Raw genomic sequence first — 21017 nt, forward strand, 5'->3', positions numbered from 1 at the left:
TCCCGCAAGCGGGAGGGGAAGCAAGAAGACGTCGAAGCTCACGAAAGCGCCGCCTTCACCAGGCCGCTCGCCTTACTCATGTCGAGCGTGGTCGCGTGGCGGCCCTTCAGCTCGGCCATCACGCGGCCCATGTCCTTCATGCCCGAAGCGCCCAGCTCGGCCTTGATCGCCTCGATCGCAGCCTTGGTCTCGTCCTCGCTCATCTGCTGCGGCAGGAAGCGCTCGATCACCGCGACCTCGGCGGCCTCGGCGTCGGCGAGCTCCTGGCGGCCGCCCTTGGTGTACATCTCGATCGATTCGCGGCGCTGCTTGACCATCTTCTGGAGCACTTCGACCACCAGCGCATCGTCGTCCTCGGGCGCCTTGCCGGTGCGAGCCTCGATGTCGCGGTTCTTGATGGCGGACTGGATCAGGCTGATGGCGCCCCGGCTTTCCTTGTCTCCGGCCTTCATGGCGGTGATCTGGGCAGCCTTGATGTCGTCGCGAATCATGCGTTCTCTTTCGGTTTGCAGATAAGCGAGCGACGATAGCCGGGCTCGCGGAAATTGAACAGGTTGACGGCGGGGGGCAGGGGGTCTAGCCGCCGCGACTTAGCGACATCGCTGCAACCTGAATGGAGCGCCACCCCATAATGGCCGAAGCCAAACCCATGCCCATGCCTCAAGGAGCCACCGGCGTATTGGTGCTCGCTTCAGGAGACGTGGTCTGGGGCCGCGGATTCGGTGCCGAGGGGCAGGCAGTGGGCGAGGTGTGCTTCCACACCGCGATGACCGGCTATCAGGAGATCATGACCGATCCGAGCTTCGCCGGTCAGATCATCAACTTCACCTTTCCGCATATCGGCAATGTCGGCGCGAATCCCGACGATTTCGAGGCTGATACGCCGCACGCGCTGGGCATGATCGTCCGCGAGGACGTGACCGAGCCGAGCAATTTCCGCAGCAACGAGCATCTCGATAGCTGGATGAAGAAGCATGCGCGGATCGGCCTGGCCGGGATCGACACCCGCGCGCTCACCCGCCGCATCCGCACCGGCGGCGCCCCCAACGGGGTGATCGCGCATTCGCCGACCGGCGAGTTCGACATCCCTTTGCTCTTGCAGATGGCTCGCGAATGGCCGGGGCTGGAGGGCATGGACCTGGCGATCACGGTGACGGTCGAGACGCATTATGGCTGGGAAGGCGGCGTCTGGCGGCTTGGGTTTGGCTATGAGGCTTCTTCTTCTCCCCTCCCGCTTGCGGGAGGGGCAGGGGGTGGGCCCACGCTCACGGACGATACCGCTGCTGGAGAGCGGGCGTCCACCCCTAACCCCTCCCGCTTGCGGGAGGGGGATGACAGGCCCCATGTCGTCGCGATCGATTACGGCTCGAAGCGCAACATCTTCCGCAACCTGGTCCAGGCCGGCGCCAAGGTGACCGTGCTGCCGGCGACCGCGACCTTCGAACAGGTCATGTCGTTCGCGCCCGACGGCTTCTTCCTGTCGAACGGCCCGGGCGACCCCGCCGCGACGGCGGAATATGCCGTGCCGGTGATCCGCGAACTGCTCGAGACCGGCAAGCCTTTGTTCGGCATCTGCCTAGGGCACCAGCTGCTGGGCCTCGCCGTGGGCGCCGAGACCACCAAGATGTTCCAGGGCCATCGCGGCGCCAACCACCCGGTAAAGCGGCTGAGCGACGGCGCGGTCGAGATCACCAGCATGAACCACGGCTTCGCGGTCGAGCGCGAGACTTTGCCCGCCAACGCGCGCGAGACGCATGTGTCGCTGTTCGACGGCAGCAATGCCGGGATCGAGCTGACCGACAAGCCGGCCTTCAGCGTGCAATATCATCCCGAGGCGAGCCCCGGGCCGCAGGACAGCTTCTATTTGTTCGAGAAGTTCGTGGGCAGCCTGAAGGGGAGTCGTTGATGCTCTTCACGCTGCTCCTCGTTCCGCAGAGTGCTGTGCAGCGGAAGGGATCGTAATGGGCGCGGGGATTTCCTGCCTTACCGAGGCGAGTCCAGGGCCGCAGGACAGCTTCTATCTGTTCGAGCGGTTCGTGGGGATGATGAACGGGTGACTATGCTGACTGACATTCCTCACCAGTCTCTGGTCGTCGCCCGCGCTGAATCCGTTGAGCAGCCGACCTGCAAGTCAGACCCTTGCATCACAGTGGACGGCAAGGTGATGATATTGGTTGGTTGGCTGGTCACCGGCGAGCAGGACGCGCTCGACAGGGTAAAAAATGCCCTCACATCCTCGTACTGGTCTATCACGGCACCGTGGAAGACCGGCGATCGCCTCACTCTCCGCATTTACACTCAGGGAAAGAGTCCCGATGCGGCGGCGGGCATAGAAAAGCGGCTAAAGTCATTAGAATTTGGAAGGCTGGAAGTGAAGTCGATGATGATCCCGGCACCGGGAGCAAACTAATGCCCAAACGCACCGACATCTCCTCCATCCTCGTCATCGGCGCAGGGCCTATCGTGATAGGCCAGGCGTGCGAGTTCGATTATTCGGGCACGCAGGCGATCAAGGCGCTCAAGGAAGAGGGCTATCGCATCGTCCTGGTCAATTCGAACCCGGCGACGATTATGACCGATCCCGAGCTGGCCGACGCGACCTATGTCGAGCCGATCACCCCGGCGATCGTCGCGCGGATCATCGAGAAGGAGCGCCCCGACGCGGTGCTGCCGACGATGGGCGGGCAGACCGCGCTCAACACCGCGCTGGCGCTCGCGCAGGACGGCACGCTGGAGAAATACGGCTGCATCATGATTGGCGCCGACGCCGAGGCGATCGACAAGGCCGAGGACCGGCTGAAGTTCAAGGACGCGATGACCAGGATCGGGCTCGAAAGCGCCCGCAGCCATATCGCACACTCGATGCCGGAAGCGTTGGCCGGGCTCGAACATGTCGGCCTGCCCGCGATCGTCCGCCCGAGCTTCACGCTAGGCGGCACCGGCGGCGGCATCGCGTACAACCGCGAGGAATTCTGCGACATCGTCCGCAAGGGGCTCGACGCCTCGCCGACGAGCGAGGTCCTGATCGAGGAATCGCTCCTCGGTTGGAAGGAATATGAGATGGAGGTTGTCCGCGATCGCAAGGACAACTGCATCATCGTGTGTTCGATTGAGAACATCGATCCGATGGGCACGCACACCGGCGATTCGATCACCGTCGCGCCGGCACTGACGCTGACCGACAAGGAATACCAGATCATGCGCAATGCATCGATCGCGGTGCTCCGGGAAATCGGCGTCGAAACCGGCGGTTCGAACGTGCAGTTCGCAGTCAATCCGAAGGACGGCCGGCTGATCGTCATCGAGATGAACCCGCGCGTCTCGCGGTCCTCGGCGCTGGCGTCGAAGGCGACGGGCTTCCCGATCGCCAAGGTCGCGGCCAAATTGGCGGTGGGCTATACGCTCGACGAGATCGAGAACGACATCACCGGCGCGACGCCGGCGAGCTTCGAGCCGACGATCGACTATATCGTCACCAAGATACCCCGCTTCGCCTTCGAGAAGTTCAAGGGCGCCGAAGCGGTACTGGGCACCGCGATGAAGTCGGTCGGCGAGGTGATGGCGATCGGCCGCTCGATCCATGAATCGATGCAAAAGGCGCTGCGCGGGCTGGAGACGGGCCTTTCGGGCTTCAACGATGTCGATGCGCTCGTCGGCGCGCGCCGCGACGTGATCGAGGCGGCGCTGGCCGCGCGGACGCCCGACCGGCTGCTGGCCGCGGCGCAGGCGATGCGCGAGGGCTTCACCGTCGCCGAGGTCCATGCGCTGACCCAGTACGACCCCTGGTTCCTCGAGCGCATCCGCGAGATCATCGAGGCCGAGGCGGCGATCATCGACCATGGCCTGCCGCAGGACGCGGCGGGGATGCGCAAGTTGAAGGCGATGGGCTTCAGCGACAAGCGCCTGGCCTATCTCTCGCTCAAGTCCGCCAATTTGCCCAAGGGCACCGAGCGCGGCATCGCCCGCGGCTCGGGCCTGGTGCGCGACGTGGTCAAGGCGATGACCGGCGGCGTGACCGAGCAGGAAGTGCGTGCGCTGCGCCAGCGGCTGGGCGTGCGCCCGGTGTTCAAGCGGATCGACACCTGCGCGGCCGAGTTCGAGGCGAAGACGCCGTACATGTACTCGACCTATGAGGCGCCGAGCTTCGGCGAGCCCGAGAACGAGTCCAACCCGACCGACCGCAAGAAGATCGTGATCCTTGGCGGCGGTCCGAACCGGATCGGGCAGGGCATCGAGTTCGATTATTGCTGCTGCCATGCCTGCTTCGCGCTGGCTGAGGCGGGCTATGAGACAATCATGATCAACTGCAATCCGGAGACGGTGAGCACCGATTACGACACGTCCGACCGCCTCTATTTCGAGCCGCTGACCGCCGAGGACGTGCTCGAGATCCTCGAGATCGAGAAGTCGAACGGTACGCTTGTCGGCGTGATCGTCCAGTTCGGCGGCCAGACTCCGCTCAACCTGGCGCAGGCGCTGGAGGATGCGGGCATTCCGATCCTTGGTACCTCGCCCGATGCGATCGACCTCGCAGAGGACCGGGAGCGCTTTGCCGCCCTCGTCCAGAAGCTGGGTCTCCGCCAGCCGGCCAACGGCATCGCCCGCAGCCGCGACGAAGCGGTGCGGGTGGCCGAACGGATCGGCTACCCGGTGCTGATGCGCCCGAGCTACGTGCTCGGCGGGCGCGCGATGGAGATCGTCGACAGCCTCGGCCAGCTCGACGACTATATCCAGACCGCGGTGCAGGTCTCCGGCACCTCGCCGGTGCTGATCGACCAGTATCTGCGCGACGCGATCGAAGTCGATGTCGACGCGATCGCCGACGGCACCGACGTGGTGGTCGCGGGCGTGCTCCAGCATATCGAGGAGGCGGGCGTCCATTCGGGCGACAGCGCCTGCTCGATCCCGCCCTACAGCCTGCCCGCCGATATCATCGCCGAGATCGAGCGCCAGACCGAGGCGCTGGCCCGGGCGCTCAAGGTCAAGGGGCTGATGAACATCCAGTTCGCGGTCAAGGACGGCCAGGTCTATCTGATCGAGGTGAACCCGCGTGCTTCGCGGACAGTGCCCTTCGTCGCCAAGGCGATCGGCATTCCCATCGCCAAGATCGCCAGCCGCGTGATGGCGGGCGAGAAGCTCAAGAACCTGCCGAAGATCGACCGCAACATCGATTATATCGCGGTCAAGGAGGCGGTGTTCCCCTGGGCGCGCTTCCCAGGCGTCGATCCAGTGCTCTCACCCGAAATGAAGTCCACGGGCGAAGTGATGGGAATCGACCGCGATTTCGCGATCGCCTTCGCCAAGTCGCAGCTCGGCGCGGGCACGGTGCTGCCGGCCTCCGGCACGTTGTTCGTCAGCGTCAAGGACAGCGACAAGCCCGTGGTGTTGCCCGGCGTGCGCATCTTGGCCGGTCTCGGCTTCAGCATCATCGCCACCGGAGGTACCGCGGATTATCTGATCGCCGAGGGGATCGCGGTCGAGCGGGTCAACAAGGTGGCGCAGGGGCGGCCGCACATCGTCGACCGGATTCAGGACGGCGCGGTCGACATCATCTTCAACTCGACCGAAGGCTGGCAGTCGCTCAAGGACTCCTCAAGCATCCGCGCCTCGGCATTGTCGCAGAAGATACCGTATTTCACGACCGCGCCTGCGAGCGTGGCTGCGGCACGGGCCATCGAAGCGCTTTCCCGCCAGACGCTTGATGTTTGCCCTTTGCAGTCTTACTATTCGCATTCGCACAATTGATCTCCCCAACCGGTGTTAGTGTGCGAGCGTCTCGATTGTGAGACGCTTGGGGCCCGGGGCGTTTTAAGGACGAGTGTATGGCGACGGTCGAAAAGATGCCGATGCTGGCTGAGGGCTATGACAAGCTCAATGCGGAGCTGAAGCGCCTGAAAATCGAGCGGCCGCAGATTGTGGACGCAATCGAGGAAGCGCGCGCGCACGGCGATTTGTCGGAAAACGCCGAATATCACGCCGCCAAGGAGCGCCAGGGCCAGATTGAGGCGAGCATCGCCGATATCGAGGACAAGCTCAGCCGCGCGCAGATCATCGATCCGCGCGACCTGTCGGGCGACAAGGTGGTGTTCGGCGCGACCGTGACCCTGCGCGACGAGGACGAGAAGGCGATCAAGTATCAGATCGTCGGCCAGACCGAGGCGGATGCCAATAAGGGCCGCATCTCGTACAACTCGCCGCTCGGCCGCGCGCTGATTGGTCGCAAGGTCGACGAGGAAGTCGAAGTGTCGGTGCCGGCGGGCGACCGATACTATCTGGTGTCGCGCATCGAATTCATCTGAGACCATGTCGATGGACCGCCTGACGGCGACCACGGCGATCGTGCTGCTCACCATCGCGGTGAGCGCGCTGGTGACGCTGTCTCCCTATGCCACGGATATCCAGGTGCTGGCCGGGTTCATCCCCGCGCGGCTGAGCGGTGCCGTGGTATTTCCCGGGCTGACCGCGGTTCCGGCCTGGCTGACGCCGCTCAGCTGTGCGCTGATCCATGCCGGCTTCTTCCACCTCGGCATGAACATGCTCATGCTCGGCTTTACCGGCAGCGCCACCGAGCGCGCGCTGGGGCCGGTTGGCATCATCGTCCTCTATCTGGTCGGCGCCTATGCCGCCGCGTTCGCGCAATGGGCGGCGGGCCCGCTTTCGGTCACCCCGATGGTGGGTGCCAGTGGCGCGGCTTCGGCGGTGGTCGGCGCCTATTCGCTGCTCTACGGCCAGCCCAAGGCCAAGGCGATTGGACCGATCCCCGCGCGGGCGATCCACATCCTGTGGCTCGCCGTTGCCTGGACGCTCGTCAACCTGCTGATGGCGACTGCGTTTTTGCAGGGCGGCGTGGCGATCGCCGCCGCGGCGCATATCGGCGGTTTCTTCGCGGGCCTCGCGCTGGCGGGCCCGCTGTTCCGGTGGCGTTGGCGGAAAGCCTGAGCGTTCAAGCCTGCAGATCGGGCTCGAGCAGCCGGTGCAGGTGCACCACGACATAGCGCATCTCGGCATCGTCGACGGTACGCTGCGCGGCGCTGCGCCACGCTTTTTCGGCGCTGGCATAATCGGGGAAGATGCCGACCACGTCGAGTTGCGACGGATCCTTGAAATCGAGAGTCTGCGGATCGGCCACACGGCCGCCGAAGACCAGGTGAAGCTTGCTCAATTGGGCCTCCTGGGGTGCGGTCGCCGCAGGCCTTAGCGGGTCTGCGGCGGCGCTCAACCCTTTATAGGCCGGTTTCAGACCTTGGCGTTCGCGCCCTTGGCCGCGTCGATGATGTTTCCGAACAGCGCAGAGACGCGTTCTCTGGTCGCGTCGCGGGCTGGGAGGAGCGAATCGATCTCTTCGCGACCGGTCTCCTTGGCCGCTTTCACAGCCGCGGTTGCGCGTTCGGCGAGCTTCTTGCCGACAGGGTCGAGCGCCTTACGCTCGCGCTCGAGTCGGGGGAGCAGCATGCCGATCAGGACGCCGAGTGCGACACCGCCGGCGAGCAGCACGGCGGGGTTGTCGCCGATCGTATCGGTGGCTGCACTTTTCTTCGTCGCGGGCGTGCGGGCGACGCTCGTGGTGCCGTTGCTCATTTCGATTGTCCTTTCGCGGTCTTCGCGGGTCTGTGTTCCTGCTTCAAACCCTTGGGGTTGGCAGGGGTTTCATGCTTGCGCTTGCGGCCGCCGACGATGTCGCCGATCCAGCCGCGTGCCATGACGAGGCCGATCGCGCCGGTGATCGCGGCGACGGCGAACGGTCGACTACGCACCGCCTCGGCGCCCTTGCGCGCGACCGAGGCGACGCCCTGCGCGGCGCTTTCGACGGCGTCCTGCGCGAGGTTCGAGGGCTTGAGGCGGGTCTGCACCTCGCCGAGCGTGCCGAAGAGGCGCGCGCGGGCGAGCTTTACTCGGGCCTCGGCGATGCCGATGTCGGGTGGTCCGCTCACTATTTGTCCTTCAGGACACGCTTGACGTGGAGCCAGGCGAGCCGGGCCATGATGCCGGCTAGCCCCAGCGCCACGGCCACCACGATCAACGTGGCCCAACCCGGTCCGACGAGCGGTGACAGTGTAAGTACCGATCCGACGACCAACGCAACCGCCGCGGCCAATGCCAGGGCGGCTGCGACAGCGCCCGTCCAAAGAGCAGCACTAGCCTCGCTCAGCTTGCCGCGCGCGAGCGCGTAATAATAATCGAGTTCGGCCTGCCCGAACGCCTTGGCGTCATCGGCGAGTCGCGTCAGCAGCTCGCCGATGCCCTGTTCCTGCTGTTCCGGCTCCGGCACCCCCCGCGACGCCTGTTATGCGTCGGGCTTGGATTTGGGTTCGCCGGCATCGGCTGCCGCATCGATCCCAGACTTGATCAGCCGCGCGAGGACGAAGCCGACTGCCGCGGCGGTGCCGACTGCGATCACCGGACTCTTCTTCACGAAATCGGTCGCGCCGGCGAGCAAGTCGTCGACATCCTTGCCGCGCAGCGATTCGGCGAAGTTCGAAATGCCGTCGGCGGCGGACCGGGCGTATCGGCCGTAATCCTCGCCGAGCTTGGAATCGACGTCCTCGGCCGCGTTCTTCATCATCTTGGCGACCTCATCGAGCGCGCTGGTCGCCTTGTCCTTGCCTTCGCCGGCAAAGGCACGCGCGCGATCGGCGGCCTGGCTGGTGAACTTGCCGGCTTCCTCGCGGATCGTGTCGGCGGCGCTGCGCTTGGCTGCGCCCGCTTCAGCGGCGGCATCCTTCACCAGCGTATCGGTCGCGTCGCTGATTCCCGTCGTTTCGTCTGCCATGTAAAAAACTCCCATGTCTCGTGCGAAACAACAACGGCCGCGTTTGCGAGTTCCATCCGGAGCCGTTAGAGGCACGCCCGCGCCCCAACCCTAATTAGGGAGACCATTACGTGACCGCAATCATCGACATCCACGCCCGCCAGATTCTCGACAGCCGGGGCAACCCGACGGTGGAGGTCGATGTGATGCTCGAGGATGGCAGCTTCGGCCGCGCCGCAGTACCGTCGGGCGCGTCGACTGGGGCGCACGAGGCAGTCGAGAAGCGCGATGGCGACAAGTCGCGCTGGCTGGGCAAGGGTGTCCAGGGCGCGGTCGACGCGGTCAATTCCGAGATCGCCGAGGAAGTGCTGGGCCTCGATGCCGAGGACCAGGCCGATCTCGACCGCGCGATGATCGAGCTGGACGGCACGCCGAACAAGGGCCGGCTGGGCGCGAACGCGATCCTGGGCGTCAGCCTAGCGGCGGCCAAGGCGGCTGCGGATGCCCGCGGCCTGCCGCTCTATCGCTATGTCGGCGGCGTCAACGCGCATGTCCTGCCGGTGCCGATGATGAACATCATCAATGGTGGCGAGCATGCCGACAATCCGATCGACTTCCAGGAATTCATGATCGTGCCGGTGGGCGCGGAGAACATCGTCGAAGCGGTGCGCTGCGGATCCGAGATCTTCCACACATTGAAGAAGAAGCTGCACGAGAAAGGCTTGGCGACCGGCGTAGGCGACGAGGGCGGCTTCGCGCCGAACATCGCCTCCACCACCGAGGCGCTCGATTTCATCATGAGCTCGATCGAAGCGGCAGGCTATAAGCCGGGCGAGAACGTCATGCTCGCGCTCGATTGCGCCGCCACCGAATATTACAAGGACGGCGCCTACAAGATGGTGGGCGAGGGCAAGACCCTCTCCTCGGCCGAGAATGCCGAGTTCCTCGCGGGCCTGGCCGCCAAATATCCGATCTTCTCGATCGAGGACGGCATGGCCGAGGACGATTGGGACGGCTGGAAGACGCTTACCGAGAAGCTCGGCGCCAAGGTCCAGCTGGTCGGTGACGATCTGTTCGTCACCGACCCGACTCGCCTGAAGCGGGGCATCGACGGCGGCTATGCCAATTCGCTGCTGGTGAAGGTCAACCAGATCGGCACGCTGACCGAGACGCTGGAGGCGGTGAGCCTGGCGCAGCGCTCGTCCTACACCGCGGTCATGTCGCACCGTTCGGGCGAGACCGAGGACGCGACGATCGCCGACCTCGCGGTCGCCACCAATTGCGGACAGATCAAGACCGGCTCGCTGGCTCGCTCGGACCGGCTCGCCAAGTACAACCAGCTGATCCGCATCGAGGAAGAGCTGGGCGACGCAGCGGTCTATGCGGGGAAATCTGTTCTCAAATAATCACTTCCGTAGCTATACGGCCCTTGATTAGCGCACTTGGTTAAGCGAGAATCAACTTCATGAAGCGCGCTTCTCCTGTTCAGACCCTTCTACGCCGCGCGGGACTTCCCGCCGCGGTGCTGATTGCGATCTGTTTCTTCGCGTACAATGCCGTTTTGGGGCCGAACGGCATCGTCGCGGCCAAGGAAGTGCGCCACGATCTGGAGCAGAAGAACCAGGAGTTCGCCGCGCTCCAGAAGAAGCGCGCCGAGATCAAGAACCGCGTCGACCTGCTCGATCCCAAGCGCGGCGCCGATCCCGACATGGTCGAAGAACTCGCGCGCAAGCAGCTCAATGTCGTGCGCCCTGATGAAGTGATCGTCCCGCTCAACAAGTAGGGCGCTCGACCAGCTTGCGCAGCGCTTGCTCCAGCGTCGTGCTGCCACGCAGCCGCTCGGCGCCCGGTGCCCCGAAGGCGATCCAGCCCTGATTGACTCCGTCGAGCATTTGCATGCGGGGCAGGGGATTGCTCATGCCGCGGGCACGGAACATGCCCTCCCATTCCTCGCGCGGAACGGCCTCGGCGCGTACCGGCTTGCGGAGAATTGCGCCGAGCGTGGCGGCAATGTCCAATGGCGACACAAGCGCTGGCCCTTGCAGTTCGACGACATGCTCGCCCTGCCAGTTCCGCTGGAGCAGTGCGGCCGCGGTGCTGCCGACGTCATCGGTGGCGATCATCGGGATCGCGCCGTCGAGCGGCTGGAGGAAGCTCGGGATCACGCCATTTTCGCGCGCCGGTGCGATGTCCCACGAGGCATTCTCCATGAACCAACAGGCACGCAGGAAGGCGACGGGCATCGGCAGCGTCCGCAGTTCCTGTTCCATCAGGCGAAGCTGGTTGAGCAGGTTAGGCCGCGCGCTGTCGGCGCCGATCGTCGACAGGCACACCACCCGGTCCGGTTTTGCTTCCAACAGTGCCGAGCGCACCGCGGCGATCACCGCCCGGGCCTCTCGAAAATCCGGCGAGGGATCGAAGACCGGCGGCAGCAGGATGAACACCGCCTCCGCTCCGGAGAAGGCGGCGGTGAGCGCGGCGGAATCGTCCATGTCGGCGCGTGTGAAGCTACAGCCCTGTTCGATCCAATCCGCTGCCTTTGCCGGATCGCGCGCGACTGCGCGGACTAGCTTGCCGGCGGCCAGCAGCGTGCGTGCGACCGCACCGCCGACCTGACCCGTGATGCCCGTGATTGCGTACATGAAGGCCTCCATTTCCAATGCGGGTGAATATGGCGCGGAGTGCTTCTTGCCGGTAACGCCGAATTGTCAGATCATTCATGACTCGATTGCAGGAGTGTCGGATGGCATTCGACGAACGGCTACTCTCGGGTGTGCGAGTTTTGGTCGCGGTGGTCGAAGCAGGGAGCTTCACCGGCGCCGCGCGAGTGCTTGGGCTCACCGACTCGGCAATATCGCGCGCGATCTCGCGGCTCGAGTCGCGCGTCGGCGCCCGGCTGTTCGATCGCACCACGCGCTTCATGCGCCTGACCGACGAAGGGGCGCGTTTCCATGTCTCGGTGGCGCCAATGCTCGCGGGGATCGGCGAGGCGGCTGAAGCGCTTGCCGGGAGCAGCCGCGCGGTCACCGGGCGCTTGCGCGTCGATATGGACGCGCATTTCGGCCGCACAGTGCTCGCGCCTCGTCTGTCGGAATTCCTCGATCGCTATCCGGACCTGCAACTCGAGTTGCTGATTCGCGAGATGCCCGATGATCTGGTGCGCGAGGGCCTCGATCTCGCGATCCGCTTCGGCCCGCCTGCGACGTCTTCGATGGTGACGCGCCTGCTCGCGAACACGCGGGTGCTGACAGTAGCCTCGCCCGCCTATCTCGCGCGGCATGGCAGGCCGACGCACCCGTCGGAACTGGCCCGGTACCGCTGCATTGATTTCAACGATCCGCGGACCGGCCGCCCCTTCGATTGGGAGTTCCATCGGGGGGATGAGGTACTGCCCGTCGCGGTGGGCGGCGGGCTGGTCACGATGGACGCCGGCACGATGCTCGCAGCCTGTCTGGCGGGCGTGGGAATTGCGCAAACCCTGGCGCTCGGAGTCGAGCCGCTGCTGGCTTCGGGTGACCTGGTCGAGCTTTTTCCGGACTGGCCGGACGAACGCTATCCGCTCCACGCGCTGCATTCGTCGGGCCGCTACGTACCCGCCAAGGTGCGCGCGTTGCTCGACTTCTGCGAGGGCGTGATCGCCGCGCACGAGCCGTAGCGGAGAATGAACGCAGGCATTGTCCGCGCGTTAGTTGCGCAGGCAGTCAAAACGCGCTTATAGGCACCCCGCCTTACCCCTCCCCGGACGAGGAATTCCTGATCGTGGCCAAAGCACCGGCTCGCAAAGCACCGACTCCCCCTGCAGCATCCAATCGTGAGCGACCCAGCGAACCGGAGCGGTTCGAGGCCTCCAAGGAGCAGATGCTCGAATTCTACAAGCAGATGTTGCTTATCCGACGCTTCGAGGAGAAGGCGGGTCAGCTTTACGGCCTCGGCTTCATCGGCGGTTTCTGCCACCTCTATATCGGCCAGGAAGCCGTTGCGGTTGGCCTGCAGTCCGCGCTCGACGGCGAGAAGGACTCGGTGATCACCGGGTATCGCGATCATGGTCACATGCTCGCTTACGGCATCGATCCGAAGGTGATCATGGCCGAGCTGACCGGACGCGGCGCGGGCATCAGCCGCGGCAAGGGCGGTTCGATGCACATGTTCTCGACCGAGAAGAAATTCTACGGCGGCCACGGCATCGTCGGCGCGCAGGTTTCGCTCGGCACCGGCCTGGCGTTCGCGCACAAATATAATGAGGATGGCGGCGTCGCCATGGCCTATTTCGGCGACGGCGCGTCGAACCAGGGCCAGGTGTATGAGAGCTTCAACATGGCCGAGCTGTGGAAGCTGCCGATCATCTATGTGATCGAGAACAACCAGTACGCCATGGGTACCTCGGTCAATCGCTCCTCGTCCGAGGACCAGCTCTACAAGCGCGGCGAGAGCTTCCGCATTCCCGGCATCCAGGTGGACGGCATGGACGTACTCGCCTGCCGCGGCGCCGCCGAGGAGGCGCTCGCCTGGGTCCGCGCGGGCAAGGGCCCGATCATCCTCGAAATGAAGACCTACCGGTATCGCGGCCATTCGATGTCCGATCCCGCCAAATATCGCAGCCGCGAGGAGGTCCAGTCGGTCCGCGACAAGTCGGATCCGATCGAGCATGCCAGGCGCGAGCTCGAGACGATGGGCATGAAGGACGAGGATCTGAAGCCGATTGAGGCGGAGATCCGCAAGATCGTGAACGAGGCCGCGGACTTCGCGGAGCAGACGCCCGAGCCCGATGCGGCCGAGCTGTATACCGACGTGCTGGTGGAGTCCTACTGAGATGGCCGTTGAACTGAAGATGCCGGCGCTTTCTCCCACGATGGAAGAGGGCACGCTCGCCAAGTGGCTGGTCAAGGAAGGCGACACGGTCAAGTCGGGCGACATTCTCGCCGAGATCGAGACCGATAAGGCGACGATGGAGTTCGAGGCGGTCGACGAAGGCACGATCTCGAAGATCCTGGTCGCCGAGGGCACCGACGGCGTTAAGGTCGGCACCGTGATCGCACTGATCGCGGGCGAGGGTGAAGACGCCTCGACGCCGGCTCCGACGCCGGCTGCTACACCCGCGCCGGCTCCCGCCCCCGCCGAGGCGCCCAAGGCCGAAGGCGGCGATGAGGACGGCGCGCCCAAAAAGGCCGAGAGCGGCACCAAGCAGCTCGCCAGCGACAAGGCCGCGACCGTTTCCGATCCAGACATTCCCGCGGGCACCGAGATGGTCAAGACGACCGTCCGCGAGGCGCTGCGCGACGCGATGGCCGAGGAAATGCGCACCGATCCGCGCATCTTCGTGATGGGCGAGGAAGTCGCCGAGTATCAGGGCGCCTACAAAGTCACCCAGGGCCTGCTCGACGAGTTCGGCGCGAAGCGCGTGATCGACACGCCGATCACCGAATATGGCTTTGCCGGCATCGGGACGGGCGCGGCGATGGGCGGCCTGCGGCCGATCGTCGAGTTCATGACGTTCAACTTCGCGATGCAGGCGATCGACCACATCGTGAACTCGGCCGCCAAGACCAATTACATGTCCGGTGGCCAGATGCGCTGCCCGGTTGTGTTCCGCGGCCCGAACGGTGCGGCGTCGCGCGTCGGCGCACAGCATTCGCAGAATTACGGCCCCTGGTACGCCAGCGTCCCAGGTCTGATCGTGATCGCGCCCTATGACGCGGCCGATGCCAAGGGGCTCTTGAAGGCCGCGATCCGCAGCGAGGATCCGGTCGTGTTCCTCGAGAACGAGCTGATGTACGGCCGTCACTTCGAAGTGCCGAAGCTCGACGATTATGTCCTGCCGATCGGCAAGGCGCGGATCGTGCGCCAGGGCAAGGACGTGACGATCGTGTCCTATTCGATCGGCGTCGGCGTCGCGCTCGAAGCGGCCGAGACGCTGGCGGCCGAGGGCATCGATGCCGAGATCATCGACCTGCGCACGCTGCGCCCGCTCGATACCGCGACGGTGCTCGAGAGCCTGAAGAAGACCAATCGCATGGTCGTGGTCGAAGAAGGCTGGCCGACCTGCTCGATCTCGTCGGAGATCGTCGCGGTGGCGATGGAGCAGGGCTTCGACGATCTCGATGCCCCGGTGCTGCGCGTCACCAACGAGGACGTGCCGCTGCCTTACGCCGCCAATCTGGAGAAGCTCGCGCTGGTGAGCGCGGCCAAGGTGGTCGAGGCGGTCAAGAAGGTCACCTACAAGGGCTGATACCTGCGACGGGGCGCGCCCACAGCGGCGGCCCCGTCAGCAAGTCGCAGCGATGACGTGCTCGGCGTTGTAGATCTGGGTCAGGTCGCGGCGGTCGCGGACCATCATCGAGGCGATCTCGACCATGCTGGTCGAGGGCGAGAGCGACGTCTTCACCAGCGGCGTATATTCGTAATAGATCTCGACGAACATTGCCGCGCCGCCATCGGGGGCGATGGTCTGGCGGCCGGCCGGTCCGATACCCGTCATGCTGGTCTTGGACTGCCCGGCCGGCGGATAGAGCGGCACATAGGTGTTCTTGTTGCCATAGCAGCGCTGCCAGCCGACCTTGTACGTCGTCGCGCCCGCAGCGGTCGGTTCGATGTCGGAGAGGATGACGCGGCCGTTGGTCTTCAGATCCAGCTCGCCGGATTGCAGCTGCGCGCCGGTCAGCAGATCGTTGATGTCGGCCTCACTGATCGTCTTGGCCTGGAGCTGGCTGCCCGTGCCGATGCGCGCGGCATTGTCCGCCAAATGCAGTGCCATCTGGCTGATCCGCATCTTGGTGGTGATGTAGTTCGTCAGTTCGGCGCCGGTCAGGCTCATCGTAAGCAGGATCGGCAGCGCGAACGCGAACTCGAGCAGTGCCACGCCGCTGGTATTGCTGCGCAGTGCCGCCAGCGAATGAAGGAGGCGCTTCGATTTGGTCATGGGCAATTCCGCACTGTGGGAGCGCCATAGCTTCCCTGGTCGCCGAACGGCTGGTTCTTGAGAACGGTCTCCGCCGAAATCGTCGTCGTGTGTTCGCCGTCGATAAGGTTGTAGAGCGGGAACATGCGCGGATATTTGACGGTGACGGTGTAGAGCACCGCATCCTTGGCGCCGCCCTGGCCCTGGTTGCCGCCGTCCGCGTCCCAGACTTGGTTCTGGTTCGCGTCCTCATAGGGCTCGCCGTCGTCGCAGCGCCCGTCTCCGTTTGTGTCGCTCCACGCTTCGGCCTTCGCTTCCGAGGCCTCGGAGAAGGTGCGGTAGAAGCGGCGGGTGATGTTGATTTCGGCGTTGTTCGCGATCGCGCTCGTCTGCGCGCGCACGCGGTCGTCGAGCATCTGCTGCTCCTGGGGCGTGCCGCCGTCCTGGAGCGTCGAATCGCGCGCGGTCTTCTGCACGACGCCCTGAAGGACGGAGCGCATGTAGAGCGTGTGGCCGACGTCGAAGGCGCCGAGCAGCAACAGGCCCATTACCGGCGCCACCACCGCGAATTCGACCAGGGCCGCGCCCCGCTCTTCGCGCGCCAGCCTGCGCAGGAGGGCGAAGCGCGTCACTTTGTGAGCCTCAGCTGCGAGATCTCGCTCGCGATCGACTGGAACGTCTTCTGCAGGTCGGCCTGGTTGCGCGCGGCGAAATAGCGACCCGGTGTCGAGCAGGCCTTGAGCATGTTCTCGATCGTCGCGTTCGAGGCGCCAAACCAGATCACCCACAGGGTGACGTTCTTGTTCTTGATCGAGCTGCAAAGAGCCTGGGTGCGCGCATTGACCTGCTGGGTCAGCGTACCGGTGGTGACGCAGCCGCTGGTCGGTGGCGTCGACGGATCGGTCTGGCGGCGATCCCACCAGGCGACGCCATATGCCTGGTAGTTGTATTCGTTGGTACATGCCTCACCGTCGGTCATGAAGATGAGGTGGCGCTGGATCTCACCGCCGCCCGGCGTGAACTCGTTCTCCGCACGGAACAGGCCTGTCGGCGAGATCAGGCGCGAGCCCCAGACCAGGCCGATGTCGTGATAGGTGTTGCCGCCCCCCCAGATCGAATCGACATAAGCGTCGAACGTCGAGGGGTCCTGCCACTTCTGCAGCTTCTTCGCCGCGGTCGGACAGTCATAGATTTCGCCAGTATAATTGCCCTGATAGAACGTATTGATGGTGTCGGTCGTGTAGGATCCGCTGTTGCTGAAGCTTGCCTTTCGCGGCTGGATCAATGTCGGCAGTACGGGACCCCACTGCGTATCGGCATCCGCGGTCGGCACCATATCGATGTTGAGGTCGTAGGCATCGGCCGGGAGCGGGCTGTAGGTGGTATCGCGCACGGTCTTGCGTTCCTCGACGCATCCATCCCAGGCGAACGAGGCGTTGGGCGGCGTCGTGCCGACAGGGGCGTTGGTCGGGAAATTGCCGAGCGGTATCGTGACGCCCGAATTATAGTCGGTCCCGTTCTTCAGGCTGGAGATGTCAATCTCCGCCTGCTTGTAGGACCATGCCGGGAACGTCAACGCGTTCGGCGTGCCCTCCGAAACCGGCGTGAACCACGACCTGCGATAGATGCTGCGCGTCCGCTTCTGCTGGCGGCAATATTTGTCGCTGCTGGTGCCGCTCTGGCGACGGAAATTCTCCTGGATGGCAGGGCCATAGGCCCGCCACTCGGCATTCGGGTCCATGCCCGAGTCCGGATAATAAGGCTGGCCGCTCGTCGGGGTATAGGTGTCGCTGGGAACCTGTACCGAGGTTCCGCTGCAATTACCGTTGCTGTTGTTGAACTCCGAAACCCCGGTATTCTCGTATGCGCTCCAGGCACCGGCATTGGTCGTCGAGCTACTGTCCCACCGATTCCACAGTCCGTATCGCGCCGTTACTTCGCGCGCCTGATACTTCCATTTGTCGGCAAAATAGCTATTGGGCAGCAGGCGGCCGACATTGACGTTCATGTCATAGGGCACGAAGCCGAAGCGAACCTGGACCTGATCGCCCACGCCTCCGCTCGGGTTGCCGCCTGCGCAAACCTCGTCGGTGTCGAGCCGGGCGACAATCTCGTAGAAGCACTTCACCGAGGACCGCAGCGCCTCGATCTTGGTCTGCGCGTCCGTGCTGACGGCCTTGCTGGCCATCGAGCCGGTGACGTCGAGGACGAACATCACGTCGGTATTCGGCAGCCGCATCTCGGCGTCGCAGGTGACGGAAAGGGTCTCGGTTGTGCGTCCGAAGATCTTCATGAGCGTCATCGGCAGGACCGCCGATGCAGTACCGCTCACCTTGCCGGCATCCTCGCTGAAGCTGCGCGCGACGCCGGACGCGCCATAGGCATCCTTGTTGTAATTGGCGTCGAAAAACTTTTCCGCCGATACGTTGGGGTAATGGGCGGTCCCGTTAATAGTCTGGTCCCAGATGCCGCCGCCCATCGCCTTGCGGCCGGCCAGGGCGCCGGCGTCGCAAGCGTGTTGCAGGCGCGTCTTGACGATGTACATGCGGCTGATGTCGATACCGCCGCCGACCATGCCAGCGAGGGGAATCAGCGCCATGGTCATGATCGCAAGCGTGTTTGCTCGCACATCGCGTGCGAGAGCGCCGAGAAAGCCTCGCGCGTCGGTCCAATTATGCTTGCGTTCGATCATATCTCAGGCCCCGGTCCCCGATCAGTGGGCTGCTATGCGGCAAGTCTCGCTAATCGCGGCTGAAGGGGCTTGGTTAATACGGGATTTTAGGGATCGTACGGAGGCGGGTGCGCGGTGACTGAAGAGCAAGATCCCGAACGTGCGCTGATTTTGGTCTACGCGCCGGCGGAGGGCCGGGCCGCGCTGGCGGCGCTGCTGGCGCTCGACGATGCGCTGGCGGCGCTGCTGCGCTCTACTACCCAGCCCGCGGTGGGGCAGCTTCGCCTGGCGTGGTGGCGGGAGGCGCTGGCTCGGCTCGACACGCAGCCGCCCCCCGCCGAACAGGTGCTGCAGGGGCTGGCGGCAAATCTACTGCCGCTCGGCATTTCGGGGGCGTCGCTGGTGCCCATCGTGCACGGCTGGGAAGTGCTGATCGAGGAGGACGCGCTCGGCGAGGATGCGCTGCGGCGCTTCGGCGAAGGCAGGGGTAGCTTGTTCGAAGCTGCGGGCAGGACGCTGGGTGCCGGCCCCGGCGATCCGCTGGTCGAGGCTGGCCGGGGCTGGGCCCTCGCGGACCTGGCGCACAACCTCGACACGGCGGAGGAGGCGGCGGGCGCCCGTGCGCTTGCCGCACCGCTGCTGGAGGCGGCGACGAGCCGGAAATGGAGCCGCAACGGCCGCGCGCTCGGCGCACTCGCCCATCGCGCCAGGCTCGATCTTGCGCTGGAACATGGCGCGCCGGCGCCGGTCGGCGCCCCCCGCAGGGTAATGCGTCTATTTTGGCACCGAATTACCGGCCGATAGGTTGCCAGCGCGCAGGAGGACGCTAGCCTTCGCGCCGGGATCAGGCGGTCGGAGATCGTTCGATGTGGCGCTATTTTGTCGGGGCGGGTGCGGCGTTGCTGCTGGGGCTCGCGGGGATGTTCCTGTTTCGCGGATCGGCTTCACCCGGTGTGAAACTGCCCGGCGCGCCTGCTGCCCGGGCCGAGGCCATGATGGGCTCCGAAGCGCAGCTTCCCGCCGAGGCGCCAAGTGCCAGCGCACGCACGCGAGAGGAGAAGCGCTTCGATCGCTACGATAAGGACCGGAATTCATCGGTCACGCGCGAAGAATATCTCGCCAGCCGCCGCAAGGCTTTCGCCAAGCTCGACGTCAATAGTGACGGCAAGCTCGAATTCGAGGAATGGGCGCTCAAGTCCACGACCAAGTTCGTTGGCGCCGACAAGGACAAGTCGGGCGCGCTCACCCGCGCGGAATTCGTGGCGACAGCGCCCGCGATTGGCAGGGGCAAGACCCGGCCGCAATGCGTTTGCGCGGGTCCCGGTCCGTCGGCCGCTCCGGCGAAGGAAGACGACGAAAGCTAGGCCGCGCGCCACTCCTGGAACGCGGCGCGCGCGCGGCTGGTGTACATCAGCTTGCGGTCGGCTTTTTTCGAACGGCCCTCGATCGGCGGGAACAGGCCGAAATTGACGTTCATCGGCTGATAGGTCTCGACCTCCGCCTCGCCGGTGATATGCGCCAGCAGTGCGCCCAGCGCGGTCTCGCGCGGGGGCGGGGCAAGCAAAGTGCCGCCCAGTTCGGCTGCGGCGAAGCGCCCGGCCAGCAGGCCGATCGCCGAGCTTTCGACATAGCCTTCGCAACCCGTGATCTGGCCGGCGAAGCGGATGTTCGGCCGCGACTTGAGCCGTAGCGTCGGATCCAGCAGTTCGGGCGACTTGATGAACGTGTTGCGGTGGAGCCCGCCCAGCCGCGCGAACTCGGCCTTTTCCAGCCCGGGAATGGTGCGGAACAGTTCGACCTGTGCGGCATATTTGAGCTTGGTCTGGAAGCCGACCATGTTCCACAGCGTGCCAGACGCGTTGTCCTGGCGGAGCTGCACCACGGCATAGGGCCAGCGCCCCGTGCTCGGCTGATCCAGCCCGACGCCCTTCATCGGCCCGAAGCGCAGGGTCTCGAGCCCGCGTTCCGCCATCACTTCGATCGGCATGCAGCCTTCGAAATAGGGGACATTCTCCCATTCGCGGAATTCGGTCTTCTCGCCGCCCATCAGCCCGGCGTGAAAGGCGTAATACTGGTCCTTGGTCATCGGGCAGTTGATGTAATCCTTGCCCGAACCCTTGTTCCAGCGCGACTGGAACCAGGCGGTTTCCATATCAATGCTCTCGAAATGGACGATCGGGGCGATCGCGTCGAAGAAAGCGAGTTGGTCCTTGCCGGTGGCGCTGCCGATGCTTTCGGCGAGCCCGGGCGCGGTGAGCGGACCGGTAGCGACGATCGCCAGGCCTTCGGACGGCAATTGATCGACGCGCTCGCGCACGATCGTGATGTTCGGGTGCGCCGCCAGTGCCGCGGTGACGCCATCGGCAAAGCCGTCACGGTCGACCGCGAGCGCCGAGCCGGCGGGGACCTTGTGGATATCGCCCTGGGTCAGGATCAGCGATCCGAGATCGCGCATTTCCTGATGGAGTAGGCCGACGGCGTTGCGCTCGGCATCGTCGGAACGGAAGCTGTTCGAGCAGACCAGCTCGGCGAGCCGGTCGCTCTGGTGCGCCGGCGTCATGCTGCCCGATCCGCGCATTTCGGAAAGGCATACCTTGTATCCGGCCTGGGCGAGCTGCCAGGCGGCCTCCGATCCGGCGAGGCCGCCGCCGATGATGTGAACGTCGTGAGTCATCGGGCGCGGATAGCCCGATGACGCGCCC

23 protein-coding genes are annotated in these 21017 nt (G+C 65.0%); 12 read left to right on the top strand and 11 right to left on the bottom strand.

Features of this window, described 5'->3' with window-relative positions; translation table 11 throughout:
- Positions 1 to 38 precede the first annotated feature (38 nt).
- Positions 39 to 491 carry a GatB/YqeY domain-containing protein gene (locus tag IAG41_RS04200; RefSeq protein ID WP_187727297.1) on the bottom strand — a complete coding sequence of 151 codons (453 nt, stop codon included), beginning with the start codon at positions 489 to 491 and terminating at the stop codon, positions 39 to 41.
- Between the two features lie 140 nt (positions 492 to 631).
- On the opposite strand from IAG41_RS04200, the gene carA reads away from it, so the two are divergent.
- The 5 genes from carA to IAG41_RS04225 all read left to right on the top strand — a co-directional run bounded on the left by carA (position 632) and on the right by IAG41_RS04225 (position 6939).
- The gene (gene carA, locus IAG41_RS04205) at positions 632 to 1906 is read left to right on the top strand and encodes a glutamine-hydrolyzing carbamoyl-phosphate synthase small subunit (RefSeq protein ID WP_187727298.1); all 1275 of its coding nucleotides are present in this window, start codon (positions 632 to 634) and stop codon (positions 1904 to 1906) included.
- Between the two features lie 153 nt (positions 1907 to 2059).
- Positions 2060 to 2410: a hypothetical protein gene (locus IAG41_RS04210; RefSeq protein ID WP_187727299.1), complete on the top strand. Its 351-nt coding sequence runs from the start codon at positions 2060 to 2062 to the stop codon at positions 2408 to 2410.
- Entirely contained in the window at positions 2410 to 5745 is a 3336-nt protein-coding gene (gene carB, locus IAG41_RS04215; RefSeq protein ID WP_187727300.1) for a carbamoyl-phosphate synthase large subunit, read from the top strand. Before IAG41_RS04210 ends, carB begins: the two co-directional genes overlap by 1 nt.
- Positions 5746 to 5822: 77 nt before the next feature.
- Positions 5823 to 6299, top strand: a complete 477-nt coding sequence (greA, locus tag IAG41_RS04220) for a transcription elongation factor GreA (RefSeq protein WP_187727301.1) — start codon at positions 5823 to 5825, stop codon at positions 6297 to 6299.
- 10 nt (positions 6300 to 6309) lie between these two features.
- Positions 6310 to 6939: a rhomboid family intramembrane serine protease gene (locus IAG41_RS04225; protein WP_187727302.1), complete on the top strand. Its 630-nt coding sequence runs from the start codon at positions 6310 to 6312 to the stop codon at positions 6937 to 6939.
- Positions 6940 to 6943: 4 nt separating this feature from the next.
- Here IAG41_RS04225 and IAG41_RS04230 read toward each other — a convergent pair whose 3' ends face one another.
- From IAG41_RS04230 to IAG41_RS04250, 5 genes are all read right to left on the bottom strand, one after another.
- Complete coding sequence (locus IAG41_RS04230) at positions 6944 to 7162, bottom strand: DUF4170 domain-containing protein (RefSeq protein ID WP_187727303.1); 219 nt, start codon at positions 7160 to 7162, stop codon at positions 6944 to 6946.
- A 74-nt stretch (positions 7163 to 7236) separates the two neighbouring features.
- Entirely contained in the window at positions 7237 to 7578 is a 342-nt protein-coding gene (locus IAG41_RS04235; protein ID WP_187727304.1) for a hypothetical protein, read from the bottom strand.
- Positions 7575 to 7931 (bottom strand): DUF3618 domain-containing protein, encoded by a 357-nt coding sequence (locus tag IAG41_RS04240; RefSeq protein ID WP_187727305.1) that lies wholly within the window; start codon positions 7929 to 7931, stop codon positions 7575 to 7577. The genes IAG41_RS04235 and IAG41_RS04240 overlap by 4 nt, the downstream gene beginning before the upstream one ends.
- Positions 7931 to 8269, bottom strand: coding sequence for a phage holin family protein (locus IAG41_RS04245; RefSeq protein WP_187727306.1), 339 nt, complete (start codon positions 8267 to 8269; stop codon positions 7931 to 7933). The genes IAG41_RS04240 and IAG41_RS04245 overlap by 1 nt, the downstream gene beginning before the upstream one ends.
- A gap of 15 nt (positions 8270 to 8284) precedes the next feature.
- A complete protein-coding gene (locus tag IAG41_RS04250) occupies positions 8285 to 8770 on the bottom strand; it encodes a hypothetical protein (protein WP_262408438.1) in 486 nt (161 codons plus the stop codon).
- Positions 8771 to 8880: 110 nt separating this feature from the next.
- Between IAG41_RS04250 and eno the strand changes: the two genes are divergently transcribed.
- Positions 8881 to 10155: a phosphopyruvate hydratase gene (gene eno, locus IAG41_RS04255; RefSeq protein WP_187727307.1), complete on the top strand. Its 1275-nt coding sequence runs from the start codon at positions 8881 to 8883 to the stop codon at positions 10153 to 10155.
- Between the two features lie 59 nt (positions 10156 to 10214).
- On the top strand, positions 10215 to 10532 hold the full coding sequence (locus IAG41_RS04260; RefSeq protein ID WP_187727308.1) for an FtsB family cell division protein: 318 nt from the start codon (positions 10215 to 10217) through the stop codon (positions 10530 to 10532).
- Here the strand turns inward: IAG41_RS04260 and IAG41_RS04265 are convergent.
- Complete coding sequence (locus tag IAG41_RS04265; protein WP_187727309.1) at positions 10522 to 11391, bottom strand: NmrA family NAD(P)-binding protein; 870 nt, start codon at positions 11389 to 11391, stop codon at positions 10522 to 10524. The genes IAG41_RS04260 and IAG41_RS04265 overlap by 11 nt on opposite strands.
- A gap of 101 nt (positions 11392 to 11492) precedes the next feature.
- Here IAG41_RS04265 and IAG41_RS04270 point away from each other — a divergent pair, with 101 nt between their 5' ends.
- The 3 genes from IAG41_RS04270 (at position 11493) to IAG41_RS04280 (ending at position 14975) form a co-directional block, all read left to right on the top strand.
- Positions 11493 to 12404, top strand: coding sequence for a LysR family transcriptional regulator (locus IAG41_RS04270; protein ID WP_187727310.1), 912 nt, complete (start codon positions 11493 to 11495; stop codon positions 12402 to 12404).
- Positions 12405 to 12508: 104 nt separating this feature from the next.
- Complete coding sequence (gene pdhA / locus IAG41_RS04275; RefSeq protein WP_187727311.1) at positions 12509 to 13558, top strand: pyruvate dehydrogenase (acetyl-transferring) E1 component subunit alpha; 1050 nt, start codon at positions 12509 to 12511, stop codon at positions 13556 to 13558.
- A gap of 1 nt (position 13559) precedes the next feature.
- Entirely contained in the window at positions 13560 to 14975 is a 1416-nt protein-coding gene (locus tag IAG41_RS04280; protein WP_187727312.1) for a pyruvate dehydrogenase complex E1 component subunit beta, read from the top strand.
- A gap of 36 nt (positions 14976 to 15011) precedes the next feature.
- Here IAG41_RS04280 and IAG41_RS04285 read toward each other — a convergent pair whose 3' ends face one another.
- From IAG41_RS04285 to IAG41_RS04295, 3 genes are read right to left on the bottom strand one after another with little or no spacing between them, the layout of a single operon-like run.
- Complete coding sequence (locus IAG41_RS04285) at positions 15012 to 15665, bottom strand: TadE/TadG family type IV pilus assembly protein (protein ID WP_187727313.1); 654 nt, start codon at positions 15663 to 15665, stop codon at positions 15012 to 15014.
- Positions 15662 to 16276: a TadE/TadG family type IV pilus assembly protein gene (locus tag IAG41_RS04290; protein WP_187727314.1), complete on the bottom strand. Its 615-nt coding sequence runs from the start codon at positions 16274 to 16276 to the stop codon at positions 15662 to 15664. The genes IAG41_RS04285 and IAG41_RS04290 overlap by 4 nt, the downstream gene beginning before the upstream one ends.
- On the bottom strand, positions 16273 to 18336 hold the full coding sequence (locus tag IAG41_RS04295) for a TadE/TadG family type IV pilus assembly protein (protein ID WP_187727315.1): 2064 nt from the start codon (positions 18334 to 18336) through the stop codon (positions 16273 to 16275). The genes IAG41_RS04290 and IAG41_RS04295 overlap by 4 nt, the downstream gene beginning before the upstream one ends.
- Before the next feature lie 114 nt (positions 18337 to 18450).
- On the opposite strand from IAG41_RS04295, the gene IAG41_RS04300 reads away from it, so the two are divergent.
- A complete protein-coding gene (locus IAG41_RS04300) occupies positions 18451 to 19119 on the top strand; it encodes a squalene/phytoene synthase family protein (RefSeq protein ID WP_187727316.1) in 669 nt (222 codons plus the stop codon).
- Between the two features lie 62 nt (positions 19120 to 19181).
- Positions 19182 to 19679 carry an EF-hand domain-containing protein gene (locus IAG41_RS04305; RefSeq protein WP_187727317.1) on the top strand — a complete coding sequence of 166 codons (498 nt, stop codon included), beginning with the start codon at positions 19182 to 19184 and terminating at the stop codon, positions 19677 to 19679.
- Here the strand turns inward: IAG41_RS04305 and trmFO are convergent.
- Positions 19676 to 20989 carry a methylenetetrahydrofolate--tRNA-(uracil(54)-C(5))-methyltransferase (FADH(2)-oxidizing) TrmFO gene (gene trmFO, locus IAG41_RS04310; protein WP_187727866.1) on the bottom strand — a complete coding sequence of 438 codons (1314 nt, stop codon included), beginning with the start codon at positions 20987 to 20989 and terminating at the stop codon, positions 19676 to 19678. The two genes, IAG41_RS04305 and trmFO, sit on opposite strands and share 4 nt — an antisense overlap.
- Positions 20990 to 21017: the final 28 nt, after the last annotated feature.

Origin of the sequence: Sphingomonas sp. JC676 (assembly GCF_014489075.1) — a bacterium.
GTDB lineage: Bacteria > Pseudomonadota > Alphaproteobacteria > Sphingomonadales > Sphingomonadaceae > Sphingomonas.

Bases quoted from the DNA above. Each gene is read 5' to 3' on its own strand.
- IAG41_RS04200 (WP_187727297.1), bottom strand. From the start codon at position 491: ATGATTCGCGACGACATCAAGGCTGCCCAGATCACCGCCATGAAGGCC.
- carA (WP_187727298.1), top strand. From the start codon at position 632: ATGGCCGAAGCCAAACCCATGCCCATGCCTCAAGGAGCCACCGGCGTA.
- IAG41_RS04210 (WP_187727299.1), top strand. From the start codon at position 2,060: ATGCTGACTGACATTCCTCACCAGTCTCTGGTCGTCGCCCGCGCTGAA.
- carB (WP_187727300.1), top strand. From the start codon at position 2,410: ATGCCCAAACGCACCGACATCTCCTCCATCCTCGTCATCGGCGCAGGG.
- greA (WP_187727301.1), top strand. From the start codon at position 5,823: ATGGCGACGGTCGAAAAGATGCCGATGCTGGCTGAGGGCTATGACAAG.
- IAG41_RS04225 (WP_187727302.1), top strand. From the start codon at position 6,310: ATGGACCGCCTGACGGCGACCACGGCGATCGTGCTGCTCACCATCGCG.
- IAG41_RS04235 (WP_187727304.1), bottom strand. From the start codon at position 7,578: ATGAGCAACGGCACCACGAGCGTCGCCCGCACGCCCGCGACGAAGAAA.
- IAG41_RS04250 (WP_262408438.1), bottom strand. From the start codon at position 8,770: ATGGCAGACGAAACGACGGGAATCAGCGACGCGACCGATACGCTGGTG.
- IAG41_RS04260 (WP_187727308.1), top strand. From the start codon at position 10,215: ATGAAGCGCGCTTCTCCTGTTCAGACCCTTCTACGCCGCGCGGGACTT.
- IAG41_RS04265 (WP_187727309.1), bottom strand. From the start codon at position 11,391: ATGTACGCAATCACGGGCATCACGGGTCAGGTCGGCGGTGCGGTCGCA.
- IAG41_RS04270 (WP_187727310.1), top strand. From the start codon at position 11,493: ATGGCATTCGACGAACGGCTACTCTCGGGTGTGCGAGTTTTGGTCGCG.
- IAG41_RS04280 (WP_187727312.1), top strand. From the start codon at position 13,560: ATGGCCGTTGAACTGAAGATGCCGGCGCTTTCTCCCACGATGGAAGAG.
- IAG41_RS04285 (WP_187727313.1), bottom strand. From the start codon at position 15,665: ATGACCAAATCGAAGCGCCTCCTTCATTCGCTGGCGGCACTGCGCAGC.
- IAG41_RS04295 (WP_187727315.1), bottom strand. From the start codon at position 18,336: ATGATCGAACGCAAGCATAATTGGACCGACGCGCGAGGCTTTCTCGGC.
- IAG41_RS04305 (WP_187727317.1), top strand. From the start codon at position 19,182: ATGTGGCGCTATTTTGTCGGGGCGGGTGCGGCGTTGCTGCTGGGGCTC.
- trmFO (WP_187727866.1), bottom strand. From the start codon at position 20,989: ATGACTCACGACGTTCACATCATCGGCGGCGGCCTCGCCGGATCGGAG.